The organism is Roseitalea porphyridii (assembly GCF_004331955.1).
Classification (GTDB): Bacteria; Pseudomonadota; Alphaproteobacteria; order Rhizobiales; family Rhizobiaceae; genus Roseitalea; species Roseitalea porphyridii.
On sequence record NZ_CP036532.1, the window covers coordinates 3201833 to 3214305 of the forward strand.

The following is a 12473-nucleotide window of genomic DNA, read 5'->3' on the forward strand; positions in this document are numbered from 1 at the left end:
CTGTTCCGGCCGATTGTGGCGCGGGCGTGGTATCAGCCGGCCAGCAGGCCGACAAGATAGTAGATCAGCGCCGGTCCGCCGACGGCCAGAAGCAGCACCCAGGCAAGCCCGATCACCAGACCGCCGATCACGAACAGCCCGTCACGCTCGATCAGCCCGACCGCCACGAGCGAGACGCCGAAGCCAGGCACGGTGTTGGTCAGCGGCAGCGGCACCAGGATCGAAAGACACGGGACGACCATCAACGCGCCGATCACGCGCGTGCCGCGATCACCGGTCAGGCCGACCAGGCGCGGATGCGCGAGCTTTTCGACGAACCCGCCGCCATAGCGGCGCGTCCGGTCGACCACGTCGAGCAGGCCGGCGACCGGAAGCTTCCGGTTGCGCAGCGCATCGGGCAGCCACGGCGCGCGGCGGCCCATGGCCATCTGCCATGCGAGCACGACCATCGGCAGCGCGACCAGTTGCGGCAGCAGATAGACGAACGGCAGACAGCACGGCAGCGCCAGGATCAGGATCAGAAGACCGAACGCGCGCTCCTCCATCGCGTCGCTAAGTTCGCCCAGCGTCATCTCGGCGGCAAGATCGTCGCCGGACTGCGTCCTGAGGATGTGCTCGATCTTGGCCAGCGCGCCGCGCGGCGTTGTCTCGTCGGCGCTCATTGCATCGGTCATCGCCATGTCCGGCTCTGTGGTCTGCTGCGTGCTCATAACAGACCCCGCCTAGCGGCAAAGCCCAAAGATTGCCTAAACGAGGCCCCGTCGACCGCCTCGGCCGGCCTGCCTTGACGGATCGGTGGCGCGCTCCTACAGCTTTGCTCGGCCATGGCCAGCCCCTTTGGCGGAATTGGTAGACGCGCCGGACTCAAAATCCGGTTCCTTCGGGAGTTCCGGTTCGACCCCGGAAGGGGGCACCATGGGCCACGCCGTTCCCGACCGGCGTTCAAGGTTCGAAGGCGCGAAAGAACGCCGGCCATGCTGCCCACAGATCCCGACAGTTACGCAAGCCTGATGCGGACGTTCGAGTGGCGGCTGCCGGCCCGCTTCAACATCGGCACCGCCTGCGCCGACGAACCGGCCCGCACGGCGCCCGACCGGCGGGCGATCATCGACGTCGAGGGCGACGAACGGCGCGTGCTGAGCTTCGCCGACCTCGCCCGGAAATCGCGCCGTCTGGCCGCCGCGCTTGCCGACGCAGGCATCGGCCGGGGCGACCGGGTCGCCATCATGGTTCCCCAGTCGATCGAGGCGGCAGTCACCCATCTTGCCGTTTATCGGCTCGGCGCGATCGCCGTGCCGATGGCGACGCAATTCGGGCCGGATGCGATCGCCTATCGGCTTGCAGCCTCCGGGGCCCGTGCCTTCGTCGCCTTCGCCAAGGGGATCGAACGCGCCAGGACCCTCCCCCGCGGGCTGGGCGATGTCGACCTCGTCGTCGCGTCCAACCGCGCGCCCGCCGGCGCGGTTCTGCTCGACGAGTTGATCGCGGCGGCCGGCGACACGGTCCTTGAGGCCGACACGACGCCGGACGATCCGGCCATGATGCTGTTCACCTCGGGCACGACCGGGCAGCCCAAGGGCACGCTGCACGGCCACCGGGTGCTGCTCGGCCACCTGCCGGGCATCGAGATTGCCCAGCATTTCATGCCGCAGCCGGGCGACGTGTTCTGGACACCGTCCGACTGGGCCTGGGCGGGCGGTCTGCTCAACGCGCTGTTGCCGGCGCTTTGCCACGGCCTTCCCGTGGTCGCAGCGCGTGCGCCCCGGTTCGAACCCGGCTGGGCGCTCGAAGTGATGCGGACCGCGCGGGTCACCAACGTCTTCCTGCCGCCCACCGCCTTGCGCATGCTGCTGGCGGCCGAGGGCCTGTCGTTCGATGGCCTCTCGCTCAGGGTGATCGGCACGGCCGGCGAGGCGCTCGGCCATCGGACCCACGCACGCGCAACCGAGCGGTTCGGCGTGCCGGTCAACGAGTTCTACGGCCAGACCGAATGCAACGCCATGCTCGCCAATTGCGCCGCGCTCGGCGTCGACCGGCCCGGCTCGATGGGCAGGCCGGTGCCCGGCCACGAGGTCGCGATCCTGCGCGCCGACGGTTCCCGCGCCGATGTCGGCGAGGCCGGCGAGGTCGCCGTGCGCGCGCCCGATCCCGTCATGTTCCTGGGCTACTGGCGCGACGCGGAAGCGACCCGGGCCAAGTTCCGCAGGGGCTGGCTGATGACCGGCGACTCAGGGCGCATGGACGCCGAAGGCTACTTCCATTTCGTCTCGCGCATGGACGATGTGATCACTTCGTCCGGCTACCGGATCGGACCGTCCGAGGTCGAGGATTGCCTTGCCGCCCATCCCGATATCGAGATGGCGGCCGTCGTGGGCAGGCCCGATCCGGTCCGCACCGAGATCGTGGCCGCCTTCGTCAAGCTCCGCGACGGCGTCGCCGGGAACGAAGCGCTGAAGCGCGAAATCGCCGGGTTCGTCAGGGCACGCCTGTCCGCGCATCAGTATCCGCGCGAGATCCACTTCGTGGACGCGATCCCGCTGACCGAGTCGGGCAAGGTGATCCGCCGTCATTTCCGCGACGGGTGACGCCGTCAGCGGCGTGCCAGGAGGCTGTTGAGCCGCCGCCGCATGTGCCGCGCCGTGGTCCGCGTCGACTTGTACAGTTCGATCTGCGTGGCCGCCTGGCGGACTTCGCGGTCGCGTCCCTGCTCGAGCCCGATCACAAGCGTGAACAGATCGCGCCGCTCCTGCCAGAGCCGGCTCATCACCGGATGGTCCTCGGGCGCGCAACTGTCCGCGCTGGTGATGTTGGGATCGTCGATCAGCGCTTCGGTCGCGCGCTGCATGAGCAGCGTACCCGGCGAGAAGCGGGCGAGCGTCTCGTCGAAAGTGGTCTTCCAGGTCCAGGCCCGGCCCGCATCGACGAACACGATCAGCGAGGCGATGACGCGCTCGCCGAGCTTGAGTTGATGGATGCGGCAGCGGTCGCGGTCGGCAAGCCCGTTCACCGCCTCGCGGGCGAACGCCGCCCGGTAGCGGTCCGCGGCCAGCGAGGTGCGCTGGCGCCCTTTCCAGCCGGCGTTTTCAAGAAGCAGGAACTCCTCCATCGCGATCCGCACCGCCTCGCGGTTGCGGGCGATGTCAAAGGACAGTCCGCCCATCGCGTCGAGGTTGCGCCAGAGCCGGGCCATGTTGCGCCGGTGATGGCCGCTGACGGTCCGCTTGAGATAGTCGTCGGCATCGCCGGTCGCATCGAGCACCGGCCGGCGCACGGGCCGCGTCGACGCCATCGGAAGGCCGTTCGACAGCGCGACCGAGCGGAACAGCGAGACGACCGGGCTGTCGGCGAAGACGTCCGGCAGGGCGAGGATGTTGGGCAACGGAATGCCCGGCAGCGCCAGCGTCTGCATCAGATCGTCGATGATCTGCGCGCTTTCGCGCCGCTCGACGAGCGGCGCACCGTAGGGCCCGAACGGGCTGGACCATGCGCGGATCAGGTCCGGTCCGATCCGGAAACCGGGCTTCTCGATCGTGTAGGGCATCATGAAGCGCGTGTTCGCGTCGCGCTGATCGCGATCCTGCAGCACCATCAGGTAGACCTGCCGCTCGTCGAGGCGCGGCATCGCCGGCACGCAGAAGCGCGGTGCGAAGAAGATGTTCGGTTCGACCGTGAAATCGGTCACCGGGTCGAGATCGTCGAAGATGTCGAAGCCGGCGCTCGCCGGATAGACCGCGAACTTGCGGTTGCCCTTGGTCAGCCGGCTCTGCGGCACGGCGGGGGAGGTCTCCGACGCCCCGCTGCTGCCCGGCATGATCAGGGCCGCGCCTTCGGCGACGTCTTCCTCGATCACCGGCAATGCGGACATGGCGTTTCAGGACCTCGATTTCGCAGGCTGCATGAAGACGAACATGCGCACCCCAATACGCCACCGAACCAGTTGATAAAGCGCAAACGTTTCGGCAATCGTCGCGATCGCCGTGGCGAGCGCCGCCCCGTAGAGCCCGTAGATCGGGATCAGCAGCGCGTTCAGCGCGACGTTTATGGCAAGCACCGCGCCGAACACGGCCGCGCACGCGTTCTGATTGCCCGACATCGTCAGAAGGCTCTCGGCCGGCCCGATCGCCGCGCGCAGCACGATGCCGGCCGACAGGATGAACATCAGCGGGTATCCCCGCGTGAAGTCGGCGCCGAAAAGGCCCAGCAGGAGCGGCCCGACGAGCAGCAGCGCGCCCGCCATCGCCAGCGACGGCCAGAAGGTCCAGGTCACCGAGCGGCGCGCCAGATCGTGCAGCGCCGACTTGTCGTCATCGTCGATCCGGGCGGCGAAACGGTGCGCCACCCCGGTCTTGACCGCAAAATAGACGAAGTGAACGAGCGCCAGCGTCTTCACGGTCGCGAAATAGACCGCCACATCGTCGGGCTTCATCAGCGCACCCACCATCAGCACGTCGGCATTGACCAGAAGGAAGAAGAAGCCCTCGACAAGGAAAATCGGCAGGGCGACGCCGATCCAGTAGGCGAGCCGCGTGCGTCTCGCGCCCGCCGGATAGCGCCGGTCCAGCGAGGCGGTGACCATGACGAGCTGACCGATCGTCGTCAGATAGGAGGCGATGACCGCGCATATGAGCGCGGTGACACCGTCGATCCTGAACCCGAGCGCCCACGCGCCGACCAGCAGCACCAGGATCAGCAGCGGCCGGACGATGTAGGTCGGCGTCAGCGCCCGGGCCGGCCATCCGTTGGCGCGCGCCGTCCCGTCGAGCGTGTCGCCAAGCGCGATCATCGGCAGCGCCAGCGCGCCGATCATGAACGGCACGACATAGTAGGACTGGAACCAGTCCGCGCCGAACCAGGCGAGCGCGATGGCTAGGCAGGCCATCGTCGTCGACGTCGCCAGCACGAACAGGCGACCCGAAAGCAGCAGACCGCGCAAGTGATCGAGATCGCCGCGCTCGCGGTATTGCGGTGCAAAGCGAATGATCGCTGTGTGGAAGCCGAAGCAGGACAGATTGCCGATGATCACCATCGACACCCAGACCAGCACGAACACGCCATATTCGAACACGCCCATCAGCCGCGCCAGGGCGACCTGCGAGCCGAACGCGATCGCCGCGCTCGCGACGCGGATGAAGAACGCGACCATGGTCGCGCGCTGCGCCTGGCTCGCCTCGTCCGCGCCGGTCAGGATTCCGTCGATGAAATCGGCAAGCGGCAACGCCCGGCGGCTCAGCGCCGAGGGGAGGACCTGCTCGACGGTATGGGCGGCGGAAAAACGCACTTTGATCGGCTCCGCACGAATGTGTGCGGGCAAGCTTTAGCCGCAGCCACTTAAGATTTGGTTGGTCAGGGGCGTTTGCGGCCATCGGACGGCTCTCGTCGCCCGCTCCAAAAGGACGATGGCGACGCGCGGCGCCAGCGCACCAACAACACGGAAACCTGCTGCGCAGACCGCGTCAGATCAGACGAACGCGCCGTGGCAATGCTTGAACTTCTTGCCCGAACCGCACGGGCACGCTTCGTTGCGCCCCACCTTGCCCCAAGTGTTGGGATCGTCGGGATTGCGCTGCTCGGGCGCCACTTGGCCTGTCGCCGCCGCGATGATCCCTGCGGCGGTGCGCGGCGGCCCGTCGCCCATCTCGTTCTCGCCGGTCGCCGGGTCGGCATGCTGCGCCTGCATTTCGGGCACCTCCGGGTCGGGTGCCTGCGCCGCTTCCTGGACGATCTCGACCCGCATGAGCTGCGCGGTGACCACCTTGCGCAGATTGGCGAGCATCGACTGGAACAGCTCGAACGCCTCGGACTTGTACTCCTGCAGCGGATCGCGCTGGCCGTATCCGCGGAACCCGATCACCGAGCGCAGATGGTCCAGATTGACCAGATGCTCGCGCCACAGATGGTCGAGCGTCTGCAGGATGATCGATTTTTCGACATAGGCCATGATGTCCGGGCCGAACCGTTCGGCGCGTTCGGCCGCCGCCTTGTCGGCCGCTTCGCGCAGCCTTTCAAGAATATCGTCCTCGGCAATGCCCTCCTCGGCGGCCCATTCGTCGACCGGCAGCTCAAGGTTGAGCGTCTTGGCGACCTCTTCCTTCAGGCCGGCCACATCCCACTGCTCCGCATAGGCCTTCTCGGGGATGTGATCGGTGACCATGGTCTCGATCACCTCGTGGCGCATCTCGACGACGGTTTCGGCGACGTTCTCGCCGTCCATCAGTTCGAGGCGCTGATCGAACACCACCGAACGCTGGTCGTTCATGACGTCGTCGAACTTCAGAAGGTTCTTCCGGATGTCGAAGTTGCGCGCCTCGACCTTCCGCTGCGCCTTCTCCAGCGCCTTGTTGATCCAGGGATGGACGATCGCCTCGCCTTCCTTCAGGCCGAGCTTCTGCAGCATCCCGTCCATCCGGTCCGAGCCGAAGATACGCATCAGATCGTCGGCCAGCGACAGGTAGAACTTCGACTTGCCCGGGTCGCCCTGGCGACCGGACCGGCCGCGCAGCTGGTTGTCGATGCGTCGACTCTCGTGCCGCTCGGTGGCCAGAACGTAGAGCCCGCCGGCATCGAGCGCTTCCTGCTTGAGTTTCTCGACCTCGGCCTCGATGGCCTTTTCCTTCTCGGTGCGCTCCGGACCCTCCGGCATCTCGCCCAGTTCCTGGAAGATGCGCATCTCGGCATTGCCGCCCAGCTTGATGTCGGTGCCGCGTCCGGCCATGTTCGTGGCGATCGTCACCGCGCCGGGGACGCCGGCCTGGGCGACGATGAACGCCTCGCGCTCGTGCTGGCGCGCGTTCAGAACCTCGTGGCTGACGCCGCCCGCCTTGATCGCACTTTCGACATGGGCGATCGCCTCTTCGAGCCAGGCGCGCAGTTCGGGTTCCTTGCCTGCCTTGATCGCTTCGAGCCGGCCGCCCAGCCTTTCGCGAAGCCCCTTGAGATACTTCTTGTCGGTGAGCATGCGCGAGAGCATCTCCGACTTCTCGATCGATGTCGTGCCGACCAGAACGGGCTGCTTGCGCTGCTGGCTGTCGATGATGTCGATGATGACGGCGTCGTACTTCTCCTCGACCGTCCGGTAGACCTCGTCATCCTCGTCGGCGCGCTTGACCGGCAGGTTGGTGGGGATCTCGACGACGCCCAGGCCGTAGATGTTGCCGAATTCCTCCGCCTCGGTCGACGCCGTCCCGGTCATGCCGGCCAGCTTGCCATACATGCGGAAATAGTTCTGGAAGGTGATCGAGGCGAGCGTCTGGTTCTCGGGCTGGATCGTCACCTTTTCCTTGGCCTCGAGCGCCTGGTGCAGGCCTTCGGAGAAGCGCCGGCCCGGCATCTGCCGGCCCGTGAACTCGTCGATGATGATCAGATCATCGCCCTTGACGATGTAGTCCTTGTCGCGCTGGAACAGCTTGTGCGCCTTGAGCGCGTTGTTCATGTGGTGAACGATCGCCACGTTCTCAACATCGTAGAGGTTGTCGCCCTTCAGAAGGCCTGCTTCTTCAAGAAGCCGCTCGACCTTCTCGGTGCCCTCTTCGGTGAACGTCGCCGAGCGCTGCTTCTCGTCGATGGTGAAGTCCTCGTCGGACAGTTCCGGAATGAACGTGTCGATCTGAACGTAGAGTTCCGAGCGGTCCTCGAGCGGGCCGGAGATGATCAGCGGCGTGCGCGCCTCGTCGATCAGGATCGAATCCACCTCGTCGACGATCGCGAAATTGTGGCCGCGCTGGACCATCTGGCCGCGCTCGTACTTCATGTTGTCGCGCAGATAGTCGAAACCGAGTTCGTTATTGGTTCCGTAGGTGACGTCGCACGCATAGGCGTTCTTGCGCTCGGTATCGTCCATGCCGTGCACGATCACGCCGGTGGTCAGGCCGAGGAACGAGTAGAGCCGTCCCATCCATTCGGCGTCGCGGCGGGCCAGATAGTCGTTGACCGTCACCACATGCACGCCCTTGCCCGAAAGCGCGTTCAGATAGACCGGAAGCGTCGCCACCAGGGTCTTGCCCTCGCCGGTGCGCATTTCGGCGATCGAGCCCTCGTGCAGCACCATGCCGCCGATCAGCTGCACGTCGAAGGGTCGCATGCCGAGGGCGCGCTTGGAGGCCTCGCGCACCACCGCGAAGGCTTCCGTCAGAAGATCGTCGAGGCTTTCGCCGTCGGCGTGGCGCTGCTTGAAGGCGTCGGTCTTGGCGCGCAGGGCCTCGTCGCTGAGCGCTTCCATTTCCGGCTCGAGCGCGTTGATGGCGGTAACACGCGGCCGTTCGGACTTGATCCGGCGATCGTTGGCGGAGCCGAAGAGTTTGCGGGTGATGCCCCCGAGGGTGACCATGAATACAGGCCCTTTCGTCAAATGCGGTTCAGCGGCCTTGAGATGCGTGCCGCGCCATGGGCGGGCATCACAGCGCCACCCCGAGAATACCCCGCGAAAACACGCCGATTGTGTGGTGGACGCCAGTTCGATGGACAGATAAGAGGGGCGCAAATGCTTGTCAACGCCGCCGCCGGCCGCCGCAATGGTGCGCTGCGCGGCGTCCACACGCCCCATAGACGAACGCCGCAAGCCGGCAGCAAAGGTGCCTACGACATGTTCAAAAGCCGTCCTGGTCGCACATCGCTGTGCGCCGCCGCCCTCGCCGCCATGTTCGCCCTGCCCCTTTCCGCACCCGCGCTGGCACAGGACGAGGCGGCAACCCCCGATCCGGATGCGGTCGTCGGCACGATCAACGGCGAGCCGATCACCAACCGCGACATCACCTTCGCGATCGGCGATCTGGAAGACCAGCTCGCCCAGGTGCCGCCCCAGCAGCAGCGCTTCGCCGCGATGATGGCGCTCATCGACATCGAGCTTCTCGCCGACAAGGCCGAGAGCGAGGGCATCGCCGAGACCGAGGCGTTCCGCCAACGGCTCGATTTCCTTCGCAGCCGCGCGCTGCACAACAGCTATTTCCGCTCCGCCGTCGCCGACACGATCTCCGACGAGGACGTGCGCGCCCGCTATGACGAGGAGATCGCCGCGACCCCGCCGGAAAACGAGATCCGCGCCCGCCACATCCTGCTCGAGACCGAGGAGGACGCGCGCGCGGTGATCGAGGAGCTCGAAGCGGGCGCCGACTTCGCCGAACTGGCGGCCGAACGCTCGACCGGGCCGACCGGACCGCGCGGCGGCGACCTTGGCTACTTCACCCGCGGCCGCATGGTCCCCGCTTTCGACGAGGCCGCCTTCTCGCTGGAGCCCGGCGGCTACACGACCGAACCGGTGCAGACCGAGTTCGGCTGGCACGTCATCAAGCTCGAGGATCGCCGGCCGGTTCAGCCGCCCCCCTTCGAGCAGGTCGAGGCGCAGGTCCGCTCCGTGCTGCTGCGCGAGCGCTACTTCGAACTGCTCGAGAGCCTGCGCGAGGAAGCGTCGGTGGAAATCACCGATCCAGAACTGCAGGGCGCCTATGATGCGGCGGTCGGCGCCGGCGTCACCGCGCCGGCAGACGCGTCCGAGTAGGCGCATCGACCCGTGATGACGCCGAAAGTGTCGCCGCTGGCGCCGTCGGAGTATGCCACGTTGCCACAGGTCGGCGGCGTGCGGCTCGCCGCCGCCTCGGCGGGGCTCAAATATCGCGACCGGGACGACGTCATGGTGATGGTCTTCGACCGCCCCGCGGCCATTGCCGGCGTCCTCACCCGCTCCCGCTGTCCCTCCGCGCCCGTCGACTGGTGCCGCGCCAACCTGCCCGGCGGCGCGGCCCGCGTGCTCGTGGTCAATTCCGGCAACGCGAACGCCTTTACCGGCAAGCGCGGCGCGGCCGCCACCGCCTTGACCGCGCAGATGGCCGCCGATGCGGCCGGCTGCGAACGCGGCGAGGTGTTCCTTTCGTCCACGGGCGTGATCGGAGAGCCGCTCGAGGCGGCCCGGTTCGACGGCATCCTGCAGCAGGCGATCGGCCGGGCCCAACCCGAGGGCTGGGACGCGGCCGCGCGAGCCATCATGACGACCGACACGTTCCCCAAGCTCGCAACGCGCACCGCCGCGGTCGACGGCATGGCCGTCACGCTCAACGGCATCGCCAAGGGTTCGGGCATGATCGCGCCGGACATGGCGACGATGCTCGCCTACATCGTCACCGATGCGCCGGTCGCGGCGCCCCTCCTGCAAGCCCTGCTGAACCGCCATGTGAACGCGACCTTCAACGCCATCACCGTGGACGGCGACACGTCGACCTCGGACACCGTCCTTGCATTTGCGACCGGCGTGGCGGAAATTCCCGCCCTGACGGACCTCGACGATCCGCGCCTTGCGCCGTTCGAGGCCGCGCTCGCCGACCTGATGGGCGATCTGGCGCTGCAGATCGTCCGCGACGGCGAAGGTGTCAGCAAGCTGATGCGCGTCGACATCTCCGGCGCGATATCCGATGAATCCGCGCGCATCATCGCGCTTTCGATCGCCAACTCACCGCTCGTCAAGACCGCGCTGGCCGGCGGCGACGCCAACTGGGGCCGGGTCGTCATGGCCGTCGGCAAGGCCGGCGAGCCGGCCGACCGCGATCGGCTCGACATCCGGTTCGGCGACCTCGTCGCGGCGACGGACGGCGAGCGCGCGCCCGACTATGACGAGGCCGCGATGACTGACTACATGCGCGGCGACGAGATCCGCATCGCCGTCGATCTGAACCTCGGTGAAGGCGCGTTCACCGCCTGGGGCTGTGATCTGACGGCCGATTACGTGGCGATCAATGCCGACTACCGAAGCTGACGGGAGGCGCGCGATGCCCAAGCTTGCCATGGTGCGCCGGCTCGAAGCGGTCGGCTTTCGCGCCTGGCCGGCAGCGTCGGTGCATTATGACGGCAGCTGGGCCGTGCGGCTGACCGCCAGCCACCCTTCGCGCAGGCTCAACTCGGTCAATCCGCTCGATCCGGCCGACAACCGCGACATCGAGAGCCGGATCGGCCGCATCGAGCAGCGCTTCAGGTCCTATGAACGGCCGATCGTCTTCCGGATGACGCCGCTCGCCCCGGCCGAACTGGAGGCGCAGCTCAACGCGCACGGCTGGCTGCGCGTCGACGAAACCCGGGTGCTGATGGCCGGGCTCGACCAGATCGACCTTGACGGCGGCTATGACCTTCTGCCGGTACGCGACATCGGCCGGTTCGCCGACGCGGCGCTCGCCCTGTCGACGGACGAGCGCGTCAACAAGCCGGGCCTGACCGAACTGCTCGAGAGTATCCGGCCGCCGCACGCCATGTTCGTGATCGAGGACGACGCAGGCCCGGCGGCAACCGCGCTGTGCGTGCACGACAACGAAATGGCCGGCCTGTTCGAGATCAGCGTGCGCGCCGGGCTGCGGAATCGCGGCTATGGCCGCTCGATCGCGCGCGCGGCGCTGCGCTGGGCCGCAAACCAGGGCGCAACGCTCGGCTGGCTGCAGGTCGAGGCGTCCAATCAGGCGGGCAACGGTCTGTACGAGCGGCTCGGCTTCGAAGAAGTCTATCGCTACGTCTATCGCACGCGCGGAGACTGATCGTGACCGGAAGTTCAAAGCCGCTGATGCTCGTGGCCGCCTGCGCGCTCGTTGATCGCGACAACCGCATCCTGCTGTCGCGCCGCCCGCCGGGCAAGGCGATGGCCGGCCTGTGGGAGTTCCCGGGCGGCAAGATCGAGGCCGGCGAAACGCCCGAGGCCGCGCTGTTGCGGGAGTTGGAGGAGGAACTGGCCGTGCGCACCGAAGCGTCCTGCCTGGCGCCGCTCAGCTTTGCCAGCCACGCCTATGACGACTTCCACCTGCTGATGCCGCTCTACATCTGCCGCAAATATCAGGGCATACCCGTTTCGCGCGAAGGCCAGACGCTCAAATGGGTGCGCGCCGCCGCGCTTCGCGACTACCCGATGCCCGCCGCCGACGAGCCGCTGATCCCGGTCCTTCAGGACCTGCTCTGAAGATTGGGGCTGACCGCCGAACCGGTTGACCCGTGCACGCAAAGATGGTGTGACCCCGCGTAGAACGAGCGTTAATCAATCATTTATGAGCTTGTGACAATTTGAGCCTGCCGCCGACCGGAAGGTCGGCACAGGCCAGCGGGGTCAGGGATGAACGACGACACGAACTGGTTCGAACCATTGGAACCGCGGCAATCGACCCTGTTCGACTGGGGCAACAACATGCTCCGCGCGACGATGCTGTTTGGCGTGCTGGCCGTGGCGCTGGCGCTTTTCGCCGCGCCCTATCTGGACCGGTCGAGCCAGCGTCTGGCGGCCGATCGCGGAAACCCCGGCATCGACTATCTGACGACCGCATCGACGCCCCAGCAACGCTCGACCTACACCATGCGGCGCAGCGTGCTTCAGACCTCGCCGAGCGCGGTGTGCATCATTCACGCCAACGGCGCGCGGACCGGCGATTGCGCCGACTGACGCCTTCCGGTTCCATCGAAAGCATTCGTTAACCGGTTCTCGAAACATCTTCGCGATCGGCCTTTCCAAAACACGGCGT

10 protein-coding genes and 1 tRNA gene are annotated in these 12473 nt (G+C 67.1%); 7 read left to right on the top strand and 4 right to left on the bottom strand.

Annotated features, from left to right (window positions below):
- Nucleotides 1–32: 32 nt before the first annotated feature.
- The gene (locus E0E05_RS15615; RefSeq protein WP_244597783.1) at nucleotides 33–710 is read right to left on the bottom strand and encodes an exopolysaccharide biosynthesis protein; all 678 of its coding nucleotides are present in this window, start codon (nucleotides 708–710) and stop codon (nucleotides 33–35) included.
- Nucleotides 711–831: 121 nt separating this feature from the next.
- On the opposite strand from E0E05_RS15615, the gene E0E05_RS15620 reads away from it, so the two are divergent.
- Together E0E05_RS15620 and E0E05_RS15625 are read left to right on the top strand one after the other, a co-directional pair.
- Nucleotides 832–916: transfer RNA gene (locus E0E05_RS15620), tRNA-Leu, on the top strand.
- Between the two features lie 58 nt (nucleotides 917–974).
- Entirely contained in the window at nucleotides 975–2585 is a 1611-nt protein-coding gene (locus E0E05_RS15625) for an AMP-binding protein (protein WP_131617545.1), read from the top strand.
- 5 nt (nucleotides 2586–2590) lie between these two features.
- On the opposite strand, the gene E0E05_RS15630 is transcribed toward E0E05_RS15625, so the two are convergent.
- The 3 genes from E0E05_RS15630 to secA all read right to left on the bottom strand — a co-directional run bounded on the left by E0E05_RS15630 (nucleotide 2591) and on the right by secA (nucleotide 8323).
- Nucleotides 2591–3865: a GNAT family N-acetyltransferase gene (locus E0E05_RS15630; RefSeq protein WP_131617546.1), complete on the bottom strand. Its 1275-nt coding sequence runs from the start codon at nucleotides 3863–3865 to the stop codon at nucleotides 2591–2593.
- A gap of 6 nt (nucleotides 3866–3871) precedes the next feature.
- Nucleotides 3872–5278 carry a lipopolysaccharide biosynthesis protein gene (locus E0E05_RS15635; RefSeq protein ID WP_131617547.1) on the bottom strand — a complete coding sequence of 469 codons (1407 nt, stop codon included), beginning with the start codon at nucleotides 5276–5278 and terminating at the stop codon, nucleotides 3872–3874.
- A 180-nt stretch (nucleotides 5279–5458) separates the two neighbouring features.
- A complete protein-coding gene (secA, locus tag E0E05_RS15640) occupies nucleotides 5459–8323 on the bottom strand; it encodes a preprotein translocase subunit SecA (RefSeq protein ID WP_131617548.1) in 2865 nt (954 codons plus the stop codon).
- Between the two features lie 255 nt (nucleotides 8324–8578).
- Here secA and E0E05_RS15645 point away from each other — a divergent pair, with 255 nt between their 5' ends.
- From E0E05_RS15645 to E0E05_RS15665, 5 genes are all read left to right on the top strand, one after another.
- Entirely contained in the window at nucleotides 8579–9490 is a 912-nt protein-coding gene (locus E0E05_RS15645; protein ID WP_244597785.1) for a peptidylprolyl isomerase, read from the top strand.
- Between the two features lie 15 nt (nucleotides 9491–9505).
- Nucleotides 9506–10738 carry a bifunctional glutamate N-acetyltransferase/amino-acid acetyltransferase ArgJ gene (gene argJ / locus E0E05_RS15650; RefSeq protein WP_131618083.1) on the top strand — a complete coding sequence of 411 codons (1233 nt, stop codon included), beginning with the start codon at nucleotides 9506–9508 and terminating at the stop codon, nucleotides 10736–10738.
- 13 nt (nucleotides 10739–10751) lie between these two features.
- A complete protein-coding gene (locus E0E05_RS15655; RefSeq protein WP_131617549.1) occupies nucleotides 10752–11504 on the top strand; it encodes a GNAT family N-acetyltransferase in 753 nt (250 codons plus the stop codon).
- A 26-nt stretch (nucleotides 11505–11530) separates the two neighbouring features.
- The gene (locus E0E05_RS15660; RefSeq protein ID WP_131618084.1) at nucleotides 11531–11920 is read left to right on the top strand and encodes a (deoxy)nucleoside triphosphate pyrophosphohydrolase; all 390 of its coding nucleotides are present in this window, start codon (nucleotides 11531–11533) and stop codon (nucleotides 11918–11920) included.
- Between the two features lie 150 nt (nucleotides 11921–12070).
- Nucleotides 12071–12394 (top strand): hypothetical protein, encoded by a 324-nt coding sequence (locus E0E05_RS15665; RefSeq protein WP_131617550.1) that lies wholly within the window; start codon nucleotides 12071–12073, stop codon nucleotides 12392–12394.
- The last annotated feature ends 79 nt before the right edge of the window (nucleotides 12395–12473 follow it).